This window comes from Amphritea sp. GJ51-11 (assembly GCF_055808735.1).
In genome coordinates this window covers 2,586,587-2,609,261 of sequence record NZ_CM147881.1, presented here as the reverse complement: position 1 = coordinate 2,609,261, position 22,675 = coordinate 2,586,587, and the positions used below count along the sequence as shown (strand labels likewise).

Annotated in this window: 20 protein-coding genes and 1 pseudogene; 9 read left to right on the top strand and 12 right to left on the bottom strand. The window is 49.4% G+C overall.

Annotation, left to right across the window (positions count from 1 at the left end; genetic code table 11):
• Positions 1 to 18 precede the first annotated feature (18 nt).
• The 12 genes and pseudogenes from AC0L4K_RS11715 to AC0L4K_RS11660 form a co-directional block, all read right to left on the bottom strand.
• Positions 19 to 957, bottom strand: a complete 939-nt coding sequence (locus AC0L4K_RS11715; RefSeq protein WP_473266258.1) for a ketopantoate reductase family protein — start codon at positions 955 to 957, stop codon at positions 19 to 21.
• A gap of 94 nt (positions 958 to 1,051) precedes the next feature.
• Positions 1,052 to 2,536 (bottom strand): DEAD/DEAH box helicase, encoded by a 1,485-nt coding sequence (locus AC0L4K_RS11710; RefSeq protein WP_473266257.1) that lies wholly within the window; start codon positions 2,534 to 2,536, stop codon positions 1,052 to 1,054.
• A 76-nt stretch (positions 2,537 to 2,612) separates the two neighbouring features.
• On the bottom strand, positions 2,613 to 3,431 hold the full coding sequence (locus AC0L4K_RS11705) for a class I SAM-dependent methyltransferase (protein WP_473266256.1): 819 nt from the start codon (positions 3,429 to 3,431) through the stop codon (positions 2,613 to 2,615).
• A 120-nt stretch (positions 3,432 to 3,551) separates the two neighbouring features.
• On the bottom strand, positions 3,552 to 5,243 hold the full coding sequence (locus AC0L4K_RS11700) for an AMP-binding protein (protein WP_417222111.1): 1,692 nt from the start codon (positions 5,241 to 5,243) through the stop codon (positions 3,552 to 3,554).
• Positions 5,244 to 5,330: 87 nt separating this feature from the next.
• Positions 5,331 to 5,909: a peroxidase-related enzyme gene (locus AC0L4K_RS11695; RefSeq protein WP_417222114.1), complete on the bottom strand. Its 579-nt coding sequence runs from the start codon at positions 5,907 to 5,909 to the stop codon at positions 5,331 to 5,333.
• 154 nt (positions 5,910 to 6,063) lie between these two features.
• Positions 6,064 to 6,974, bottom strand: a pseudogene (locus AC0L4K_RS11690) (hydroxymethylglutaryl-CoA lyase).
• A 2-nt stretch (positions 6,975 to 6,976) separates the two neighbouring features.
• Positions 6,977 to 8,974 carry an acetyl/propionyl/methylcrotonyl-CoA carboxylase subunit alpha gene (locus AC0L4K_RS11685; RefSeq protein ID WP_417222119.1) on the bottom strand — a complete coding sequence of 666 codons (1,998 nt, stop codon included), beginning with the start codon at positions 8,972 to 8,974 and terminating at the stop codon, positions 6,977 to 6,979.
• Positions 8,967 to 9,095: a hypothetical protein gene (locus tag AC0L4K_RS11680; protein ID WP_473266255.1), complete on the bottom strand. Its 129-nt coding sequence runs from the start codon at positions 9,093 to 9,095 to the stop codon at positions 8,967 to 8,969. The genes AC0L4K_RS11685 and AC0L4K_RS11680 overlap by 8 nt, the downstream gene beginning before the upstream one ends.
• A 5-nt stretch (positions 9,096 to 9,100) precedes the next feature.
• Positions 9,101 to 9,904, bottom strand: coding sequence for an enoyl-CoA hydratase/isomerase family protein (locus tag AC0L4K_RS11675; protein ID WP_417222122.1), 804 nt, complete (start codon positions 9,902 to 9,904; stop codon positions 9,101 to 9,103).
• 14 nt (positions 9,905 to 9,918) lie between these two features.
• The gene (locus AC0L4K_RS11670) at positions 9,919 to 11,526 is read right to left on the bottom strand and encodes a carboxyl transferase domain-containing protein (RefSeq protein ID WP_417222124.1); all 1,608 of its coding nucleotides are present in this window, start codon (positions 11,524 to 11,526) and stop codon (positions 9,919 to 9,921) included.
• 129 nt (positions 11,527 to 11,655) lie between these two features.
• Positions 11,656 to 12,822, bottom strand: a complete 1,167-nt coding sequence (locus AC0L4K_RS11665) for an isovaleryl-CoA dehydrogenase (RefSeq protein ID WP_417222127.1) — start codon at positions 12,820 to 12,822, stop codon at positions 11,656 to 11,658.
• A gap of 135 nt (positions 12,823 to 12,957) precedes the next feature.
• On the bottom strand, positions 12,958 to 13,377 hold the full coding sequence (locus AC0L4K_RS11660) for a MerR family transcriptional regulator (RefSeq protein WP_417222130.1): 420 nt from the start codon (positions 13,375 to 13,377) through the stop codon (positions 12,958 to 12,960).
• Positions 13,378 to 13,675: 298 nt separating this feature from the next.
• Here AC0L4K_RS11660 and AC0L4K_RS11655 point away from each other — a divergent pair, with 298 nt between their 5' ends.
• The 9 genes from AC0L4K_RS11655 to AC0L4K_RS11615 all read left to right on the top strand — a co-directional run bounded on the left by AC0L4K_RS11655 (position 13,676) and on the right by AC0L4K_RS11615 (position 22,674).
• On the top strand, positions 13,676 to 14,503 hold the full coding sequence (locus AC0L4K_RS11655; protein ID WP_417222133.1) for an ABC transporter ATP-binding protein: 828 nt from the start codon (positions 13,676 to 13,678) through the stop codon (positions 14,501 to 14,503).
• Positions 14,500 to 15,210 (top strand): ABC transporter ATP-binding protein, encoded by a 711-nt coding sequence (locus AC0L4K_RS11650; RefSeq protein WP_417222135.1) that lies wholly within the window; start codon positions 14,500 to 14,502, stop codon positions 15,208 to 15,210. Before AC0L4K_RS11655 ends, AC0L4K_RS11650 begins: the two co-directional genes overlap by 4 nt.
• 78 nt (positions 15,211 to 15,288) lie before the next feature.
• Positions 15,289 to 16,491 (top strand): ABC transporter substrate-binding protein, encoded by a 1,203-nt coding sequence (locus tag AC0L4K_RS11645; protein WP_417222137.1) that lies wholly within the window; start codon positions 15,289 to 15,291, stop codon positions 16,489 to 16,491.
• Between the two features lie 157 nt (positions 16,492 to 16,648).
• Positions 16,649 to 17,536 (top strand): branched-chain amino acid ABC transporter permease, encoded by an 888-nt coding sequence (locus AC0L4K_RS11640; RefSeq protein ID WP_417222139.1) that lies wholly within the window; start codon positions 16,649 to 16,651, stop codon positions 17,534 to 17,536.
• 9 nt (positions 17,537 to 17,545) lie between these two features.
• Positions 17,546 to 18,472: a branched-chain amino acid ABC transporter permease gene (locus tag AC0L4K_RS11635; RefSeq protein WP_417222141.1), complete on the top strand. Its 927-nt coding sequence runs from the start codon at positions 17,546 to 17,548 to the stop codon at positions 18,470 to 18,472.
• Between the two features lie 133 nt (positions 18,473 to 18,605).
• Positions 18,606 to 19,787: a thiolase family protein gene (locus AC0L4K_RS11630; RefSeq protein WP_417222144.1), complete on the top strand. Its 1,182-nt coding sequence runs from the start codon at positions 18,606 to 18,608 to the stop codon at positions 19,785 to 19,787.
• A gap of 394 nt (positions 19,788 to 20,181) precedes the next feature.
• Positions 20,182 to 20,772 (top strand): hypothetical protein, encoded by a 591-nt coding sequence (locus tag AC0L4K_RS11625; protein WP_473266249.1) that lies wholly within the window; start codon positions 20,182 to 20,184, stop codon positions 20,770 to 20,772.
• A gap of 87 nt (positions 20,773 to 20,859) precedes the next feature.
• Positions 20,860 to 21,231, top strand: coding sequence for a hypothetical protein (locus AC0L4K_RS11620; protein WP_417222148.1), 372 nt, complete (start codon positions 20,860 to 20,862; stop codon positions 21,229 to 21,231).
• A 180-nt stretch (positions 21,232 to 21,411) separates the two neighbouring features.
• Complete coding sequence (locus AC0L4K_RS11615) at positions 21,412 to 22,674, top strand: BPSS1780 family membrane protein (protein ID WP_417222151.1); 1,263 nt, start codon at positions 21,412 to 21,414, stop codon at positions 22,672 to 22,674.
• Position 22,675: the final 1 nt, after the last annotated feature.

The following is a 22,675-nucleotide window of genomic DNA, read 5'->3' as shown; positions in this document are numbered from 1 at the left end:
CTTGCTCAATTAAAAGGCTTATTCCTGCTGTAATAGCAGGGCATGAATTAATTCGGTATTGGGCACCTCAATATTGAGTTTAATTGCCCGGCTAATTACTGCGCCGCTAATGCCATCCAACTCAAGGGGGCGGCCCTTCTCTTTGTCGACCAACATCGAGGTTTTAATCGCATCAAAATGACAAATCAACTGATACATCTCATCCACATCTGTCTGACTGAGGATAACATCATCCGCTGGCGCGACGGCGGCCACTTCCTGCATCATTCGGTAGACGGTTTTACCGAAGGCGGGGTGGGAGGTCAGTGTTCGGGTATCCAGTCGGGTCAGTGCTGAAAGCGGGTTAACGCCATTATTAATAATGAGCTTACGCCATAGTTCATGACGGATGTCATGGCTGAGTTGGGTGGGAATGCCGGCGTCATTAAAGGCAGTGGCAAAGGTGTCTAGTGTTGCTGCAGGAAAAATATCTTCACTTTGATGGTTTGGCCAGCTGCCCATAACGACTTGGGCAGGGCCGGTAGCCTCAATCTTGCCGGGTGCGATGATATGGCCGCCAATGCGGACTGCCAGCCCGCCGAGGGTCCTGTGACGGCCAAGGGCCTGTGCAATCAGTGGTTCGTTATCAACGCCGTTTTGTAATGACAGAACGGGTGTTTCTGCGGTATTGAGCCAGTCGGCCATCTGATCTAGTACGCTGGCAGTGGCGCCAGCTTTGAGGGTCATCAGAATGAGGTCGAAATTGTCACAGTGATAGCGGCGTTGCAGGCTTTTATCGTCCAGAGCCTCAACCGGTTGGTTGAAGCTAAGCTCGGGGTGATTGATACTCAGGCCGTTGTCCTGCAGTGCTCGTAGGTGTTCACCTCGAGCTAGATACACAACCTGGTGCCCCTGTTGCTGAAGTCTAGCGCCGTAGTAACAGCCGATACCGCCGGCGCCGATAAAAAGAAAACGCATTGTGTTACCTACTCATATTGTTTTCTGAATGAGAGTAGCACTTTACCTTAAGCGGTGATGATTTCCACCCGTAATAGCCGACCATCCGGCACGATTAACCGCGACTAGGGCCGGGGTTATTGCGTGCTGGACGACGGTTGCCCGGTTTTGCCGGAACATTGCCGTTATTAGAGCGGCCGCGGTTAGCGGGCTGTTGTGCTGTGCCGCTGGCTTTACCTTGGGCGGCTTTAGCCGGCGCTTTACGTTGAGCAGGTTTACCTGCTGCGTTTGGCTGCTCCTGACGGTTACCGGTGCTGCTACGATGACGTTTGTTTTTGCCCGCTGGTTTGTGACCCCGAGCGACATCGCCTGAGCGCTGCCCATCTTGATGACCACCTTGTGGTTTAGCGCGTTTCGGTTTGTTGGGTTTGCGCTTACGGTTGCTGAGGCTCGATTCTGGTAAATTGTGCAGTGGCTGAAAGCCGAGTACTTCTTCACGCTCGAGTATTCGACCAATCAGGTGTTCTATATCGGACAGTTGATCAAACTCATCGGCACTGACTAATGAGATAGCCTGTCCGCTTGCACCCGCACGGCCAGTACGACCGATCCGGTGAACATAATCTTCAGCGACATTCGGTAGATCAAAATTGACCACCTGAGGCAGTTGGTCGATATCCAGACCGCGGGCCGCGATATCGGTGGCAACTAAGACCTGTATCTTACCCTGTTTGAACTCAAGCAGTGCTTTGGTCCGGGCTGATTGGCTCTTGTTGCCATGAATAGCCGCCGCTTTAACACCCTCTGAGTCGAGGTGTTTGCAGAGTTGGTTTGCGCCACGCTTGGTACGGGTGAAAACCAATACCTGATGCCATTGATGCTCGGCCAGCAAATGGCTGAACAGGCCTGATTTCTGTTTTTTATCGACCGGACAGATCCACTGCTTGACGTTGCTCGCCGTGGTGTTGCGAGGGGCGACGGAAATCTCAACTGGGTTGTTGACCAGGCCTTTTGCCAGATTGCGGATTGAATCTGAGAAGGTCGCAGAGAACATTAGATTTTGCCGTTGCTTAGGCAACAGGTTGATGATTTTTTTGATATCGGTAATAAAGCCCATATCCAGCATCCGGTCGGCTTCATCCAGCACCAGTACTTCGACTTTATTGAATTTGACAGCATTCTGGTTATACAGATCCATCAAGCGGCCCGGGGTGGCGATCAGAATGTCGACCCCTTTACGTAGCTGCATCATTTGTGGGTTGATGCTGACACCACCAAATACCACAGCGGAGCGTAACGGCAGATGTTTACCGTAGTCACCGACACTTTCGGCAACCTGTGCCGCCAGTTCTCGGGTGGGGGTCAGAATCAGGGCACGAATCTGTGTGCCTTGGGCGCGTTCACCACGACTTAATAGCTCAAGTAGTGGCAGGGTAAAGCCTGCGGTCTTGCCGGTGCCAGTCTGGGCCGCAGCCATCAGGTCTTTGCCTTCCAGCACCGCCGGAATTGCTTGCGCCTGAATGGGCGAAGGGGTCTCGTAACCTTTATCGGTAACGGCATCAAGTATCGGTGCCGATAGGCCCAGATCAGTAAATTTCATGCACTCTCTCTATAACTACATTGTCGAAATGACAGGAGCGCGAAGGATACAGGAAAGGCGTCCGAAATGGCAGTGATTATGCCTTTTGACCCCGACAACTGAGTTGCCACACCTCAACTGCACCGGCATTTAGATTGGCCATCACATTCGGCCCCATCTGGCTGAATGTTTTACCCAGAATCTTTGACGGTGACAGGGTCGCAGGACTTTTAACTGAATCTTCTTTTTTGGCCTGTCGTTGGCGCCATTGTAACGCGTCACTAGACCAATTTTCAGCCCTTTCGAGGCTAAAATTATGCTGTTGTAACATACCATTGATCGCTTCAAATGTTAGCAGGTGAGATTGTTCAGCACAGCTCGCCCACGGGACAGGATAACGCATGTTATGAGGGTTAGGTCCCTGGAGTACCTCATGTAACAATAATGAGCCGTTGGTAGTAAGTACTCGACGACACTCTTGCAAGCAAAGATCGGTTTGGGGAATATTTAATAAGCTGTGTTGAAATATAATGCAGTCAAAGTAATGGTTGGCGAAAGGTAGTTGGCGAGCATCACAGGTGATCACTGAGGGTGATGTTACGGGGACTGTTAGGTTGCTAATGGCACGATTAAGGCGGTTAAAACGGTGGGTGATATCAATACCAATCACCTCGGTCTCTGTGGCCGCCAGCATACGCATCAGTCCTCCGATGCCGGAGCCAATTTCAAGAATACGCTTTGGTTGGTCTTGTTTCAGTTGGTGTAACAGCTTTTCAGAGGCTTTGATGCCACCAATGTGTAGTTGATCCAACGGGGCGAGTTGATAAACCGAGGGGCCCTCAGGGTAACGTTCACGTAACTGCTGCAGTAGAAAGGTTTCATCTGTGTGATGGCTGTAATGTTGATCAATATCCATCGGTGTGTCCTTACTCTTAAGCGTTGGTCTGTTGTTTAGATGATTTAATGGGCTGTTTAGCGGGGTTAAGCGCCAAAAAAAACGGGGTCATAAGACCCCGTATAGTATCACCCTGATGCTTTAGATATCATCGAGTCCTAGTTCTTTAATGGAGATCTCGCGCATTTTAAATTTCTGGATCTTACCGGTCACCGTCATCGGAAATTCATCGACAAATTTAAAGTATCGAGGGATTTTAAAGTGGGTGATCTGGCCTTTGCAGAACTCCCGCAGTTGATGTTCGGTAACGCTTTCAGAATCGACACTCAGTTTCACCCAGGCGATCAGCTCTTCACCATATTTTTTATCCGGTACGCCTGTCACCTGAACATCGGTGATATTAGGATGGGTGTAGAGAAACTCTTCGATCTCTTTAGGGTAAACATTCTCACCGCCGCGGATAACCATATCTTTGATACGGCCCACGATCTGAATGTAGCCTTCTTCATCCATGGTGGCGAGATCTTCGGTATGCATCCAGCCATTTTCATCAATGGCTTTTTTCGTACCCTCTTCATTGTTCCAGTATTTGACCATCACACTGTAACCTCGAGTGCAAAGCTCTCCGATTTCGCCGCGGGGCACAATGCGTCCGGTTAGCGGATCAGTAATTTTACTTTCCAGGTGAGGCTGAGTCCGGCCAACGGTGGTAACCTGCTTATCAAACGGGTCGTCAGCGGCGGTTTGCGTCGATACCGGGCTGGTTTCGGTCATACCGTAGGCGATCTGCACCTCTTTCATATTCATCTTAGCGTTAACCGCTTTCATGACTTCTGCGGGGCAGATTGAACCCGCCATAATACCGGTGCGCAGGGAGGAGAGGTCATAACTATCGAAGTCAGGATCTTCCAGTTCGGCGATGAACATAGTTGGCACGCCATACAGTGCAGTGGCCTTTTCTTTTTGTACGGCTTCCAATACCGCTTTAGGTTCGAAACCTTCAGTGGGGTAGATCATGGTAGCACCATGGGTGACGCAACCTAAGTTACCCATCACCATGCCAAAGCAGTGGTAGAGCGGCACAGGAATAATCAGCCGGTCTTTGTGGGTAAAGTTCTGGCTTTCGGCAACAAAAAAACCGTTATTAAGAATATTATGGTGGCTCAGCGTAGCGCCTTTGGGGAAGCCTGTGGTGCCCGAGGTGTACTGGATATTGATGGGGTCATCGAACTGTAGGGTTGCCTGAATATCTTTCACCCGTTGCAGCTCAACTTTATCCGCCTGTTCGACAAAATCATCCCAACGCCACATACCGGGATGTTGCTCATCCGAGAGATTGATAATGCATTCAAGTTGCTTCAGCTTGGCAGATTTGAGCTGGCCTGGTTCGCACTGGTTTAGCTCGGGCGCAAGCTCTAGCAGCATTTGGGTGTAGTTAGAGCTTTTAAAGGTGTCCGCTGTTACTAAGAACCGGGCGCCGGACTGGTTCAGGGCGTATTCCAGTTCGTGCAGGCGATAAGCTGGGTTGATGTTCACCAGTATGGCGCCGACTTTGGCGCTGGCAAATTGGGTGATGGTCCACTGTGCCGTATTCGGCGACCACATACCAATTCGGTCACCGGGTTCGATACCGACGGCCAGCAGGGCGCGAGCGCACTGTTCTACTTTTGCTTGTAATTCTGCGTAGCTCCAATGAATATTCTGATAATGCACGATTAACGCATCGTTATCAGGATAGGTCGCGCAGGTTTCATCAAATTTATCGCCAATGGTCATGCCCAGCAAGGGAGTGTTGCTGGTGCCGCTGGTATAGCTGGGTTGTGTGTTGCTCATTGCTTGTTTCCCACCGTTATTTTTATAAATCGAGGATTAGTTCTTCGTCCTGTCAATCTGGCAGGGCGGTCCTTTGCTGTGTTGTCTTTATCGTGCTTGGGCGTGATATTCAGGATTAGGCTGCATATCAACGGCGCCGGCGACCCGGTTGGTCATATTGTAGAACCCGGCCACGTTAGCAATATCCCAGATATCTTGGTCACTGAATTCAGCGTCTCTTAGGGCCTGACGATCACTCTCGATAATGCAATCAGGTGAAATCGTCATTTTGACGACGAAATCAAGCATGGCGCGATGGCGCAGTGATAGATCAGCGGCCCGATAGTTAATTGCGATCAGTTCACCTAAAGCGGGATCGCCGGAATAGTTTCGTAGTGCTGCGCCATGAGCGGCGATGCAATAGAAACAATGGTTCTGAGAGGAAACCGCCACGGCGATCATCTCGCGTTCGAGGGGGGTTATATTGCTTTCGCCGAACATGAGTTCGTTATAAAACTTAGAGAAAACCTCTAATTGCGCCAGATTTTGACTGTAGGCTTTCAGGACATTCGGAATCATGCCCAGTTTTTCATTGCAGACATCAAAGTATTTTTTAACATCGTCAGGTAATTCGTCCCGTGACGGATAGTTAAGGTCTAGTGCGGTAACATGATCAGGTTGTGACATTGTCGTACTCCGTATTATTTTTGTCCTTCAGAGCCAATAAGCAGTGGCTTATCCTGAGTCTTATAGAGTGTCTATACTAGGGTAAACCCTTATGTTCTTTCAAGGCGTTCTTTTAAGGCCAAGATGGCAGGGCGCTTAGAAAGCGCCCGCATCATTATTTAACCGCTTGGCAGCCCAGTGCTAAGGCCACTTTAGAGCCGCTCGGGCGACCTAATTGGGCACTGATCCAGTGGCCCGTTTGTGCCAACTTATCAAGCTCGACCCCGGTCTCGATACCTAGGCCATTTAGCATGTACAGCACGTCTTCTGTGGCGACATTGCCCGATGCGCCTTTGGCATAGGGGCAACCCCTAAACCTGCAACAGACGCATCAATGACGGCAACGCCTTCTTCGATAACCGCATAGAGGTTGGCTAAGGCTTGGCCGTAGGTATCATGAAAATGAGCCGCGAGTTTGTCTATGGGCACCTGTTGGCTTACGGCTTCGAGCATCCGTTTAGCCTTTAACGGTGTACCAACACCGATGGTGTCGCCTAAGGAAATTTCATAGCAGCCCATATCCAGTAGATCACGGCTAACGCTGGCAACCTGTGCTGGGTCAATCTCACCTTCGTAAGGACAACCCATCACGGTGGAAACATAGCCACGGACGCGGATGTTGTTGGCCCGCGCCAGCTCAATCACCGGTGCGAAGCGCGCTAAGCTCTCTTTTATTGAGCAGTTAATATTTTTTTGGGTAAACGCCTCAGAGGCCGCGCCAAACACGGCAACTTCATCGACGCCAGCGGCGATAGCGCTCTCTAATCCTTTCAAATTGGGGGTTAAAGCAGAGTAAGTGATACCCGGTTTGCGCTGAATAGCGGCCATGACGGCTGCCGCATCGCCCATTTGAGGCACCCATTTTGGCGACACAAAACTCGCCGCCTCAATGTGGCTCAGGCCGGTTTCGCTGAGCCGATTAATCAGCTCAACTTTAATGGCCGTTTCAATGATGGGCCCCGACTCGTTTTGCAATCCATCTCTGGCGCCCATCTCGAATAGGCGCACCGTTTTTGGCAATGCCATTGTTACGCCTCCATGATATCAAGGGAGATCAGTTCGGCTCCGTCGGCCACGAGATCGCCTTCTGCGAAATAGATCTCTGCTACCGTGCCATCATGGGGCGCCTTAAGACTATGTTCCATCTTCATTGCTTCCATAATGACCAAGGTGTCGCCGGCTTTTACCTGCTGACCCGAAGTCACTAGCACCGCGACGACAGCACCATTCATCGGTGCGGTAAGGCTGTTATCAGCGGCGTGATCATCACTACCGAACGTCTCCCGGTGCTGTTCACAGATAAACTGCTCGCCTTCGTGGAACAGGGTGAGGTGGTCGCCATCGTTATACAGATGCACACTCAGTTGATGGCCGTTAATAACTACTTTGAGCTGATCGTCAGTGAGCACAGCGCTGACCTGATAGCTGGCATCATCAATCTGTACCTGATAATGACCTGAGTCTTCAGCGCTTTGCTCCAGAATATTAAGCTGATACTCGGTTTCGGCATGGATCAGTGTTAACGGGCGGGCATACTCTGAGTTAAGCCGCCAGTTGTTCTGGTAGCCAAATGGGGAGTAGGGGTCATCTGGATTATTCGCCTGTTGCTTGGTTTTCTCGCTAAAGAAACATGCCGCCATGACTAAACAAAACGCGGTGTTAAGATTGCTGGCAGGGAACAGCAACTGCTCATGCTTATCGATAAAGCCGGTGTCTAAATCTAGCGCTTTAAACGGCGCACTACCGGCTAGATTACGTAAGAAACGCAGGTTGGTGGTTAAACCGCTAATGCGGTACTCCTCAAGAGCTTGTTCCATACGGGCAATCGCGCGGTCGCGGTCATCATCCCAAACGATCAGTTTGGCGATCATCGGATCGTAAAATACACTGACTTCATCGCCTTCGACGACTCCGGTATCAACCCGTACATGCCGGTTTTCTTCAGGGGTGCGCAGATAGCGCAGGGTACCGGTGGCTGGCAAGAAATCATTATCAGGGTCTTCTGCATAGACACGGGCTTCCAGTGCATGGCCGTTAATACGAATCTCATCTTGCTGTAACGGTAGCGGTTCACCGCTGGCGATTCTGAGCTGCCATTCGACTAAGTCCTGGCCGGTAATCATCTCAGTGACCGGGTGCTCAACCTGCAATCGGGTGTTCATCTCCATAAAGTAGAATGAACCATCGACATCATAGAGGAACTCGACGGTACCGGCGCCGACATAATCGATCGCTTGTGCGGCGCGGACCGCGGCTTCACCCATTGCTTTGCGGGTGGCATCAGGCAAGTTGGGTGCCGGTGCTTCCTCAATAACTTTTTGATGGCGGCGTTGTACTGAACAGTCCCGTTCTGCTAGATAAACCCCATTGCCCTGTTTATCACAGAAAACTTGGATTTCAACATGGCGGGGTTGGGTCAGATAGCGTTCGATCAGCATATCCGGGTTGCCGAAGGCATTTTTCGCTTCGCGGCACGCCGATACCAGTGCTTCATCGAACTCTTCAATCGATTCCACTACCCGCATCCCTTTACCACCACCACCGGCGACGGCTTTCAGCAGTTGAGGGAAACCACAGCGAACGGATTCGGCTTTTAACACTTCAGATGATTGATCTTCGCCATGATAGCCCGGCACCAGAGGCACTGAAGCATGAGACATAATCTCTTTAGCGGCAGACTTTGAGCCCATCGCCTCGATAGCACCGGTTGGTGGCCCGATAAACTCGATACCATTATCGAAGCAGGATTTGGCGAAGGCGGCATTTTCCGACAGGAAACCGTATCCAGGGTGCACCGCTTGGGCACCGGACTGTATCGCTATCTCAAGAATTTTATCGCCGCGCAGGTAGCTTTCACTGCTCGGCGCAGGACCTAGCAGAAAGGCTTCATCGGCCATGGCGACGTGACGGGCGTTTTTGTCGGCTTCAGAGTAGACGGCGACACAACGGATACCCATGCGGTGAGCGGTTTGGATAACCCTGCAGGCAATTTCGCCACGGTTTGCGATTAAGATTTTATTAAACATAGTGAGTCTCCGTGTCGAACTTGCCTGCACGCACTGCGTGCTTAAGCATGCAATTTGGCTTCGCCGCCAGCTTGCTGCGCAACTGGTCACCACGGTTAGCAATTAAAATTTTATTAAACATGCCGTTTACTCCTGAATCCAGTTCGGTTTACGCTTTTGCAGAAAGGAGCTAAGCCCTTCCTGGCCTTCGTCGCTGACACGGATATCGGCAATGCGACGGGCGGTGTCATCAATCACTTCAGCAGTGATCTCTTTTTGACTGACGGCATAGATAAGCTGTTTAGCGGCTAGCATCCCCTGCGGGCTGTTTTTTTGCAGCGTGGCGGTCATGCGGTCGCAGGCTTCGTCCAGTTGTTCAACGTTCTCGACCACTTCATGTACCAAGCCAAACTGCTGAGCCGTGTGGGCTGAGAAGGGTTCGGCGGTGAGGAAATAGCGGCGCGATTGACGCTCACCAATGGCCCGTACGACATAGGGGCTGATGACGGCGGGGATCAAGCCAATTTTAACTTCCGACAGGCAGAAAGCACTGCTTTGGGCGGCGATGACAATGTCGCAACAGGCAGCGAGACCGACGGCGCCCCCGTAGGCGGCACCTTGGATCAGGGCGATGGTCGGTTTGCTATGGTTATTCAGCAATTCCATCAGTTTGGCTAGACGACCCGCATCCACCCGATTTTCTGCATGGGTGTTGTTAGCCATGCGTTTCATCCAGGCCAAGTCGGCACCGGCGGAAAAATTCTTGCCGCGAGAACGTAGCACTAACACCCGAACGTCGGGATCTATGTGGGTTGCTTCTAGCTGCTCAATAAGCTGTTCGATAACCGCATCATCGAAAGCATTGTGCACTTCAGGACGGTTGATAATCAGCTCAGCAACACCGTTACTGCTTTTTTCTAGCAGCACAAATTGTTTTTGTTTGATCGACATCTGCAGGCTCTCCATTACATCCGGAATACGCCGAAGTGGGTATCGCCCACCGGCTTATTGAGTGCGGCCGATAAACTCATGCCGATCACATCGCGGGTTTGTTTTGGATCGATGACGCCATCATCCCAAAGGCGAGCAGAGGCATAATAGGGGTGCCCTTGGTGCTCATAGGTATCGATGATCGGCTGCTTAAAATCGGCCTCTTCAGTCGCTGACCACTGCTCACCGGTACGGTCCATGTTATCGCGTTTAACGGTTGCCAGTACGCCGGCGGCCTGTTCGCCACCCATTACCGAGATGCGGGCATTGGGCCACATAAACATCAGGTTAGGACTATAGGCTCGGCCACACATGCCGTAGTTACCGGCCCCAAAGCTACCACCGATCAGAACGGTAAATTTAGGTACATCGGCACAGGCCACGGCGGTAACCATTTTGGCACCATGCTTAGCGATCCCTTCGGATTCATATTTTTGCCCAACCATAAAGCCAGTAATGTTTTGCAGAAACAGTAGCGGTATTTTTCGTTGGCAGCACAGTTCAATAAAGTGCGCACCTTTCTGAGCCGATTCACCAAACAGAATGCCGTTATTAGCGACAATACCGACTGGATAGCCATGAATATGGGCAAAACCGGTAACGAGGGTGGTGCCATAGAGTTTTTTGAATTCGTCAAACTCAGAACCATCGACAATCCGGGCAATCACTTCACGGACATCGTAAGGTTTTCTCAAATCAGTACCGACAATGCCGTACAGTTCATCAGCCGGGTAGAGTGGTGCTTTGCTGGCCTGGGTCTTGATATTGATCTCTTTACGGCGATTCAAATTAGCGATGCAGGTGCGGGCAATTTCCAGTGCATGGGCATCGTTTTCGGCATAATGATCGGCTACCCCGGAGACTTTACAGTGCACATCGGCACCGCCTAGATCTTCAGCACTGACCACTTCACCCGTGGCGGCTTTTACCAATGGCGGACCGGCTAGGAAAATAGTGCCTTGATCGCGGACGATAATGGATTCGTCAGCCATCGCGGGGACATAAGCACCGCCTGCGGTACACAAACCCATGACGACGGCAATTTGCGGAATCCCTTTGGCAGACATGCGTGCCTGATTGTAAAAGATGCGGCCAAAATGGTCGCGGTCGGGGAACACATCATCTTGTTGCGGCAGGTTGGCGCCGCCGGAATCGACTAGGTAGATGCAGGGCAGGTGATTTTGTTCGGCAATCTCTTGAGCGCGAAGGTGTTTTTTCACGGTCAGTGGAAAATAAGTACCGCCTTTTACGGTGGCATCGTTGGCGATAATCATGCATTCGATACCGCTAACCCGGCCTATGCCAGTGATGATACCCGCAGCGGGTACATCGTCATCGTAGACTTTATAGGCGGCTAGTTGAGAGAGTTCCAACAGCGGGGAACCGTCATCTAGCAGAGTATTAATACGTTCCCGTGGCAGTAGTTTTCCGCGGGACAGATGGCGTTCTTGGTATTTAGCGCCGCCACCTTGGTGAATCCTGGCTGCTTTCTCGCGCAGGTCGTTTACCTCGGCGGTCATCGCGTCGTAATTAGCGCGAAACTCTTCCGCTCGGGGATTTATTTTTGTTGTAATTGTAGCCATTGCTCTTCCTCTGATATCACGCCCGCTGGACGTACCATCGGTATCTGACATCGTTTATCTATGTGAAAACGAGGGGTGGATTGCGCCACCCCCAAACCTTCTTACGAAGGATCCACTGATGAAACGGATCTATTTATTCAGGAACAATTCGCGGCCGATCAGCATCCGGCGGATCTCAGAGGTGCCGGCACCGATTTCATAAAGCTTGGCATCGCGCAGCAGTCGTCCGGTTGGGAACTCATTGATATAACCGTTGCCGCCCAGTAACTGAATAGCGTCGAGGGCAATCTTGGTAGCCATCTCCGCGGTATAGAGAATGACCGCAGCACAGTCTTTACGTGATGTTTCGCCGCGCATTGCAGATTGTGCAACGGTGTAAGCGTAGGATTTAGAGGCGTTCATCAGGGTGTACATATCGGCTACTTTGCCCTGTACCATTTCGAACTCACCGATCGCTTTACCAAACTGTACCCGGTCGCGGGTGTAAGGAATGGTGATATCCATCGCCGCTTGCATAATGCCCAGTGGGCCGCCTGCTAGTACCAGTCGTTCGTAGTCTAGGCCAGACATCAATACGCGAACACCACCATTCAGCTCACCGAGAATATTTTCTTTTGGTACTGGGCAGTCTTGGAAAACGAGCTCACAGGTGTTGGATCCACGCATCCCCAGTTTGTCGAGTTTCTGGTGACGAGAAAAGCCAGGGTAATCACGTTCAACGATAAAGGCGGTGATCCCTTTAGCACCTGCAGCAACATCGGTTTTAGCATAAATAACGTACGTGTTGGCATCTGGACCATTGGTGATCCACATCTTGTTGCCGTTCAGCAAGTAATGATCGCCGTTATCGCGGGCGGTGAGTTTCATGGAAACGACATCGGAGCCCGCATTCGGTTCGGACATTGCCAGTGCGCCGATGTGTTCGCCGCTGATCAGCTTCGGTAGGTAAGTTAACTTTTGTTCATGAGTACCATTGCGGTGGATCTGGTTGATACACAGGTTTGAATGGGCACCGTAGGACAGACCAACAGAAGCAGACGCTCGGCTAATCTCTTCCATCGCGATCATATGGGCAAGGTAACCCATCTCAACGCCGCCGTACTCTTCTTTAACGGTAATCCCGAGCAAACCCATATCACCAAATTTGCGCCATAGATCATTGGGGAACTCGTTATCGCGGTCGATCTGGTCAGCGCGAGGGGCGATTTCCTGTGCAGCAAAACTGTTGACCTGCTCTCGCAGCATGTCCAGTGTTTCGCCGAGTCCAAAATTAAGTGAGCTATACTGTGCAATCATTTTCTGTCCACCTGGCTTTAGGAGTTGGCTGGGCAAGTTGTTAAGGTTGCCTTGGCCGTTTCCGGTTTACGTTTATTGTTGTTGGTTTGTCGCCAACCTATCGTTATCTGGCATGGGCTGCATTAATGCAGTGACCTAAACCGACTTCTCAGTTGCTGTTTTTGCATTTAATTCTGTCATCGCCTCACGGCAGCGGCTTTCTGCACTGTCCAGCTCCAACTGCAGCATGGCGATATCGTTAAGCTGTTGCTCAAGAGCAGCCTTCTTCTCTTCGATCTTGGCCATTAGTAACTGTAGCTGCTTTATGCTGCCGGTGGGCGTTTCATCCCAAAGGGCGAACAATTCGCGCGTTTCTGCAAGAGAGAAGCCTAAGCGTTTGCCTCGTAAAATCAGCTTTAACCGTACTCTGTCCTGCGCGCTGTAGATACGGGTTTGCCCGCGGCGGGTAGGGAAGAGTAGCTGCTGATCTTCATAAAAACGGATGCTACGCGTCGTTACATCAAACTCGCTGGCCAGTTCGCTAATTGAAAAAGTACCTGTATTGTTAATCTGCATACTGACCTCGCTGATTGACTCATTGAGGGATAATGTAGCGGAAGTTTACGTAAACGTAAAGCATATAAGTGAAATCCCCTAAACTGTTACATTTTGTATGAATTGACTTAACTGATTGATAAATAACGATTCTAGTTGTGGTAGCTAATCACATAGTTGTAGTGTTAGACTAAAGTAGTACTTGTTATCCAGTAGGGGAAATTGCTAACTTGGTTGCAAGGCTGATATGGGCAGTAGATATTTCTGTCCATTTGATAATAAAAACAAATATAAACAAAATAAGTGGGGCTGGTTCTTCATGAGTGCCGACTATGTTCTCGAAACCAGGAATCTGGTTAAGGAATTCAAGGGCTTTACCGCCGTTGATGATGTAAATCTCAAAGTTGAGCGGGGAACAATACATGCGCTGATCGGGCCTAATGGTGCCGGTAAGACAACTGTATTTAACCTGCTAACAAAATTTCTCACGCCCACTCGGGGCACTATTCTTTATAACGGTGAAGATATCACCTCAATGAAGTCTGCGGCGATTGCTCGAAAAGGCATTGTTCGTTCATTTCAAATTTCCGCCGTATTCCCACATCTATCCGTTATTGAAAATGTACGTATTGCTCTGCAACGTAATGAGGGTAATAGTTTCCATTTTTGGAAGTCAGTTAAGGTGTTGGATAAACTCAATGACCGGGCGCTGGAACTGTTAGATGAAGTCGGTCTGAAAGAGTATGCCGATGCGTTGACCGTGGATCTGCCCTATGGCCGTAAACGAGCTCTTGAAATCGCTACTACTTTGGCACTCGATCCTGAAATGTTATTGCTGGATGAGCCAACTCAAGGCATGGGACATGAAGATGTCAGCGTGGTTGCCGATCTGATTAAAAAGGTTTCGGCGAATCGCACTATCTTGATGGTTGAGCATAACTTACATGTAGTGGCTCAACTGGCGGATACTATCACTGTATTACAGCGTGGTGCCATCCTAACTGAAGGTGACTACGAAACGGTGTCACAAGATCCACAGGTACGCGAGGCGTATATGGGGGTTGAAGCCGATGATGAAGTCGCTCAGGCGATTGCCGCCGCCAATGTCGCTGGAAAAGCGAGCGCAGCCAAAGGGGAGGAGGTATGAGCACAACAGGTGAAAAGATCCGCATAAATGATCTGCATGCTTATTACGGTGAATCCCATATTCTGCATGGTATCGATATGACCATTATGCAGGGTGAGTTGGTCACGCTGCTCGGACGTAACGGTGCGGGTCGTTCGACAACACTGAAAGCCATCATGAATATGGTCGGTCGGCGTACCGGTTCAATTAATATCAACGGTAATGAAGCTATCGGCATGCCGGCACATAAAATTGCCCATCTCGGTGTTGGTTACTGTCCAGAAGAGCGCGGTATTTTTTCAAGCTTGAATGTTGAAGAAAACTTGATGCTACCGCCGAACGTTCGTTCCGACGGCATGAGTGTTGATGAAATTTATGAGATCTTCCCTAACTTAGCTGAACGCCGCTATAGTCAAGGGACCCGTTTATCCGGTGGTGAACAACAGATGCTAGCGATGGCGCGTATTTTACGTACCGGCGCTAATATTCTGCTGCTAGATGAAATTACCGAGGGTTTAGCTCCGGTAATTGTGCAAAAGCTCGCGGAGGTTCTCTTAATGCTTAAAGAACGGGGGTTGACCATTTTATTGGTCGAACAAAACTTCCGTTTCGCCGCACCGATTGCGGATCGGCACTATGTGATGGAGCACGGGCATATTGTTGAGCAAGTTCAGAAAGATGAGCTGGCGGCAAAAACAGAACTATTGAATACCTATCTAGGTGTTTAAACCAAGATTATCCAGCAAGAAAAAGCTCTAAAAATGAAGTTCGATAAAAATAAAAAGTTCTCAATCAGGAGTGACAACATGAAAGCAATGAAGAAGACCCTTTTGGCTGTAGCAATGACTGTGGCTGCAACCACCGGTGTTCAGGCTGCAGGTATCTCTAATGATGTGGTTAAAATCGGTGTTTTGGTCGATATGGGCGGTGTTTATGCCGATATCTGTGGTCAAGGCTGTGTAACTGCGGTAGAAATGGCCGTTGAAGATTTTGGCGGTACTGTTCTGGGTAAGCCCATTGAAATAGTGAGTGCCGATGATCAAAACAAGCCTGACGTGGGTTCCGCTAAAGTTCGCCAGTGGATTGAAAGTGATAATGTTGATGTGGTAACCGGCTTGGTGGCTTCATCAGTGACCGGTGCGGCGACTAAAGTACTGACCGATGCGAAGAAAATTGCCCTGATCTCGACCTCTGCAAGTAATGCGTTCACGACGAAATCATGTTCACCTTATAATGTTCATTGGACCTATAACGTTGCCGCACTGGCTAACGGTACCGTTAAGCCGATGGTGGCTGCGGGTAAGAAAAAATGGTTCTTTATCACCGCTGATTACGCCTTTGGTCATGCGCTAGAAGGTATTGCGACTAAGGTTATCGAATCCAGTGGTGGTGAAGTGGTAGGTGCGGTGCGTGCACCTTTCGGTACTACCGATTTCTCTTCTTACGTACTTCAGGCTCAAGCATCCGGTGCTGACGTAGTCGGTCTGGCTAATGCCGGCGGTGACTTTGTTAACTCATTGAAAACATCTGCTGAATTTGGTTTGACTGAAACAACAGAAGTTGCTGGTTTGTTGGTATTTACCAATGATGCCTTGGCACTTGATCCCGCTATTGCCGCGGGTATGAAAGCGACTTCCGGTTTCTATTGGGATATGGATGATCAAACACGTGAGTGGTCTGCTCGCTTTAAGGCACGTCATGGTGTTATCCCATCAATGGGTCAGGCAGGTCAGTATTCAATGGTCATGCATTACCTGAATGCGATTAAAGCGGCCGGCACTGATGAGTCTGATGCGGTTATGAAGCAGATGAAGCAAACTAAGCCTGATGACTTCTTTGCCCGTAATGCGACCCTGCGTAACGATGGCCGGATGGTTCACGATATGTTATTGGTTAGCATCAAAGATGCAGCAAGCCGTTCATCTTCAGATGATATTTATAACATCGAAGCGGTGATTCCAGGTGACGTGGCATTTAACCCTATGCTACCTGAGTGTGACTTCAAATAAGGCTGAGTAACAACTCTTATCGGTTTTACTTGAAATTAGGGGGTGGCGTAGCGCTGTTACCTACCCCCGGTCTTATCTGAAAAGATAGTTTGAAAGGCGTATGTGAGGTTGGCCGAAGGGGACAATTTTACATCGCGCCTTGCTTCTGGGTGATGTTATGGCGACGATATTTGGTATTAATCTGTTTGCGCTGTCGGGACAATTGTTAGTAGGACTGATCAATGGATCTTTCTATGCACTACTAAGTCTTGGCCTCGCGATTATTTTTGGTTTGTTAAAAATTATAAACTTCGCGCAGGGCGCGATGTATATGCTCGGCGCTTTCTTTGCTTGGATGGCCCTTAATTACATGGGCATCAATTATTGGTGGGCGCTGATTCTGGTGCCGATAGCGATTGGCTTGTTAGCCATTCTGATGGAGCGCTTTTTAGTGCGTCCGATTGCTAACGAGGACCACCTTTACAGTCTGCTGCTAACCTTTGGTATTGCCTTGGTGCTGCAGGGGGCGTTTACCCATATTTATGGTTCTTCCGGTTTGCCTTATCAGATTCCTGATGAGCTGAAAGGTGGGACTAAATTACCCTTTATGTATCTGCCTAACTACCGTGCATGGATTATCGTCAGCTCGTTGGTGGTCTGTTTTAGCACCTGGTGGGTGATAGAAAAAACCAAGCTTGGAGCTTATTTGCGGGCAGGCACGGAAAATCCTCAGTTAATGCAAGGGTTCGGTATTAATGTGCCGTTGATTACTACCTTAACCTTCGGTTTTGGTGTGGCATTAGCCGGATTCGCGGGTGTGCTGGCAGCGCCTGTTTATTCCGTCAGTCCTGATATGGGGTCGAATCTTCTCATTGTGGTGTTTGCCATCGTGGTTATTGGTGGGATGGGGTCCATTGGCGGCGCGATTCTCACCGGCCTGATGATGGGGGTGGTTGAAGGACTAACTAAGTTTTTCTACCCAGAGGCATCCACGACTGTGATTTTCCTCTTTATGGTGATCGTACTGCTGGTTAAGCCAGCCGGTCTGTTTGGTAAAGAGGCGTAGGAGTTAGACATGAAAATAAATAAACTCTACCTGTTTCTGATCGTTGTTGCTTTGGTTGCACCGAGTCTTGTGTATCCAGTTTTTTTGATGAAACTACTGTGCTTTGCACTGTTTGCTTGCGCCTTTAACCTGTTGTTGGGGTATGTTGGTTTACTTTCATTTGGTCATGCCGCGTTTCTCGGAACCGGGGGCTATATCACCGGTTATCTAATGTTGGAAACCGGAATTACGCCTGAGCTGGGTATTTTGGCCGGGACGGTTGGTGCCGGATTGCTAGGCGCTGTTTACGGTAAGTTGGCGGTTAAACGTGAGGGTATCTACTTTGCGATGGTGACACTGGCATTGGCTCAGTTAGCCTTCTTCTTCTATCTGCAAGCGCCATTTACCGGTGGTGAAGATGGGGTGCAAGGGGTGCCGCGTGGTTCGCTGTTCGGTTTGATCGATCTATCTGACAACTTCGCCATGTACTATTTTGTCTTAGCGATCTTTGTCTTCGGGTTCTGGTTAATTCATCGGACGGTGCACTCTCCATTTGGGCAAATCTTGAAAGCGATTCGTGAAAATGAACCGCGTGCCGTGTCTCTGGGTTACAACGTTAATGATTACAAATGGGTCGCCTTTATTATTTCGTCAGCCTTGGCCGGTTTGGCTGGCTCAACCAAAACATTGGTATTCCAGTTGGCGTCATTGACCGATGTTCATTGGCACATGTCCGGTGAAGTGGTGTTGATGACCTTGCTCGGTGGTATGGGCACTATTTTCGGACCCTTGGTGGGGGCCGGTGTGGTGGTCTCAATTCAGAACCTACTGTCTGGGGGCGAATTGGGTAACTATATCAATATTGTGATGGGCGTTATCTTTATTATCTGTGTCTTGGCATTCCGCAGCGGTTTAGTGGGTGAGTTCCAAAAGATGATGAAGAAAAACTTCAACTAAGGCTGTCATGCTAATTATCTGAATGCGCTGTTTTTAAACGCATAGATACTATAAAAGGGACGCAAGCCTGCGTCCCTTTTTACCGTCAAGTTTACCGTTAAGGTTTAATCTATCTGGTCAGGAGTGGAGAAAGATGAGTCAGGATTCAATTGTAATTGTCAGTGCAGCCCGTACACCTATGGGCGGAATGATGGGCGCGTTGAGTGATGTGCGCTCTCCTGATCTGTGTGCCACGGCGATTAAAGCGGCGCTGGAGCGCGCAGGTGTCCAGGGTAACGAAGTTGATGAAGTTATCATGGGTTGTGTGCTGCCAGCTGGTTTGGGGCAAGCGCCCGCGCGTCAAGCGGCTCGTGGTGCAGGCATTCATGATGCTGCTGGAGCAACCACCGTCAATAAGATGTGTGGTTCTGGTATGAAAGCCGTGATGCTGGCGCATGATCAGCTCAAAGCGGGGCAGGTTGATATTATGGTTGCTGGTGGCATGGAAAATATGAGTCAGGCACCGTATTTGTTACCTAAGGCGCGGGCAGGTATGCGTATGGGGCATCAACAAGCGATAGACCATATGTTTTTTGATGGCCTTGAAGATGCTTACGAAGGTGGTTTGATGGGTAGTTTTGCTCAGCAAAGCGCTGATGATTTTAATGTGACCCGCGAAGCGATGGATGATTTCGCCATTGGCTCACTGGAAAAGGCATTGAAAGCGATCGAAACCGGCCGTTTCAAAGATGAGATCGCCGCGGTAACGGTTAAGTCCCGTAAAGGGGATACGGTGATTGATACCGATGAGCAGCCTGGTAATGCCCAGGTTGAAAAAATTCGTAAGCTGAACCCCGCCTTTAAAAAGGATGGCACTATCACTGCGGCGAATTCAAGTTCAATCTCTGATGGTGGTTCTGCATTGGTGTTGATGCGCGAATCTGAAGCACAAAAACGGGGTCTTAAACCGATGGCCCGTATCGTTGCACATTCGACTCATGCACAGTTACCGGCCGAGTTTTCTATCGCCCCAATTGGTGCCATCAGTAAAGTGCTGGCGCGTGCGGGTTGGAGCAAAGATGATGTTGATCTGTATGAGATCAATGAAGCCTTTGCGGTGGTGTCTATGTTGGCGATTAGTGAGCTGGATCTGGACGCTAGTAAAGTGAATGTTAACGGTGGTGCTTGTGCCTTGGGTCATCCGATCGGTTCATCCGGTTCACGCATTCTGGTGACACTGCTTTATGCACTGAAAAACCTAGGTAAGAAAACGGGTGTTGCGACGCTCTGTATCGGCGGCGGAGAAGCGACAGCCGTTGCGGTTGAAATGCTTTAAGAGCTGTTAATGTCGAGTATGTAAAAAGGCCGATACCGCGATGTATCGGCCTTTTTGGTTTATTAAAGCGTACTTGTTTTCATTTGTGTCTCAGTGTCGTCTTCAGGCAAGTACTCTGAGCAAGCGTTAATGATTGGCAGTGTTAGTGGCCGGTAAGGCCACCATAGGCGGATGCTAAGGGTGTATGGTTGATGAAGCTAAAGCAGCGGACCCGTTGATATTTTATGGCTTAAGTGAGTGTCTATCTTGGTGGAGAGTCTTGGTGAATTCTCATCAATAAGGCGTCGTTAACGGGCATTGACCTTCTTGTGCAGACTATTAAGAATGATCGTTCTTGATAGAGTCGTGGGTTCTGTTTTGTGCCCTGCAGCGTTAAAAAGGAATAGCCGACGTTATGATTGATACTCACCTTAAGCTTATTTTCAGTGGATTGGCCATCCTGTTAACCTTCGCGGCGTTTGTTCCCTATATTCGTTCAATCTTACGAGGTAACACGCGGCCACATGTTTTTTCTTGGTTTATCTGGGGCATCACCACGGTTATTGTTTTCTTTGCTCAGCTTGAAGCGCAAGGCGGCATCGGGGCTTGGCCTATCGGTTTATCCGGCGTTGTTACCGTGGGGGTTGCTGTATTAGCCTTCCTTAAGCGAGCGGATATCAGTATTACGCGTACAGATTGGGTGTTCTTTACGATTGCATTGGCGTCGTTGCCGTTCTGGTATTTAACCTCAGATCCGTTATGGACGGTGGTTGTTTTGACCCTAGTTGATCTGCTGGGCTTTGGGCCGACAATGCGTAAAGCCTATGGTTTTCCACATCAAGAGAATCAGCTGTTTTTTCTCTCGTTTATGCTGCGTAATGTGTTTGTTATTCTTGCGTTGGAACATTACTCCATCACAACGGTGCTGTTTCCGTTGTCTATTGCTGTTGCCTGTAGCTGTTTGCTGATGATCGTGGCGTATCGGCGTAGAGTTATTGCGGTTTGAGGGTGGGATAGCTGAATATTAATGCGTCCGGGCGTTCTAATAGAAATGCTGAGACCGAAGCTTTGCTGAATAGGTTATATTGCCGTTATGAATTCTAAATATTTTGTAGGTCTCTTTTGTGGTTTGTTATTGCTGCCGGGTGTTTCGCTGGGCGGTGCGGCGGATGTTATTGCGGTTAAGATGATTCCGCAGGGAGCACATCGTTATGATGTGAGTGTCACTGTTCGACATGCAGACAGTGGTTGGGATCACTATGCCAATCAGTGGGACCTAATTGATGTTGAAGGTAACATTATTGCGAGTCGAGTCTTACTGCATCCCCATGTAGATGAGCAGCCTTTTACCCGTGGTTTGACCGGCGTGGTGATTCCTGCCCATATTACGCGAGTGATAGTGCGTGCACATGATCTTGTGCATGGCTATGGTGGTGAGGAAGTGTCGGTTGATCTGGCTCGCTAATGGGTTATTGAGGCGTGTTTGCCAGCTCGGTGTGAACAGCTTTGTCTTTGAGTTTAACGGCAGTAAGCTACTAATTTTACGTGTTTTTCAGTCCTATTTCTAAGTGTTTACTCTTGTGAATAATCTGGTTGGCGTTAGAATGAAAACCATTCAAACTGGGCGCAACAGGGATATTTGCAAATGTCAGATCAATTTAAAGTAGTCTTTACTGGAACGCTGGCCAACGAGCATGAGCCAGAAGACGTCATAGCGGCATTTGCTGAAAAATTCAGATGTAGTGAAACCAAGGCGCGGGCGTTGGTGATGTCGGGTAAAGAAACCGTCATCAAAAGTGATCTCGATAAACTGCAGGCTGAAAAATATCAGGCGGTATTAACGGCGATAGGACTTGAGACTGAGGTTGTCGCCCTAGTCGTTAAGCCAAGCATTAGCTTTGAACTCGAAGGTGATGAACCCGACAATGAGACGGTGGATCCCGCTTCTGGAGAAACCATTAAATCCTGCCCTAAATGTGGTTCGGTGGAAATGGCGGATGACCGCTGCCTAAGCTGTAAGATTATTATCTCTAAATATTTGGCACTACAGTCCGGTGGTCTTGCACCGGCCGCGTCAGGTGTGGTTGATTATTCTGTTTCTAATGCCTCATCTAGTGCCTCGTCCAGCTCTTCAGATGATCAAGCCACCGCGGATACCGGCTATTCAAACCCTTATCAGGCACCCGAAGCTGATTTGACTCAGGCGTATGAAGATGACGATTTAACCGGACCTGTTTCTGTACCTGCAGGTCATGGTTGGCGCTGGTTGGCGGATGGGTTTAACCATTTCAAACAAAACCCCGTTGCTTGGCTTGTCGCATTGCTAATCTGGGTCGTGCTGTCTACCGTCTTGAGTATTATTCCGGTGGTTGGCTCCATTTTAGTGACGTTGCTATCGCCGGTGATTACCGCTGGCTTTATGTTGGGCTGCCAGGCTCAAGAGGAGGGCGATGATTTCCGTATCGGTCATCTCTTTAGTGGCTTTAGTCATAATGTGGGGCAGCTGATCTTGGTGGGTCTGCTCTATCTCGTGTTTATTTTTGTGGCGATGTTGCTCATTATCGGTGGCTTCTTTTTGGTAGCGGGCAATAGCTTTGAAAGTTTAGGACAGGATATGTCAGCGATGATGTTGCCTGTTTTGATCGGTACGCTATTGATTATCCCTATTGTGATGGCGTATTGGTTTGCACCGGCGTTGGTCGCGCTGAATGATATGTCCGCCGTTGCGGCGATGAAGCTAAGCTTCAGTGCTTGTCTGAAAAACATGCTGCCCGGTTTGGTCTTTTCGCTTATCGCAATGGTTCTGTTTATCGTGGGTGCTATTCCGTTTGGCTTAGGGCTGCTGGTGGTGGTGCCGATGATTGCTGCATCAATGTATACCGCCTATCGTGATATTTTTTACGGTTAAT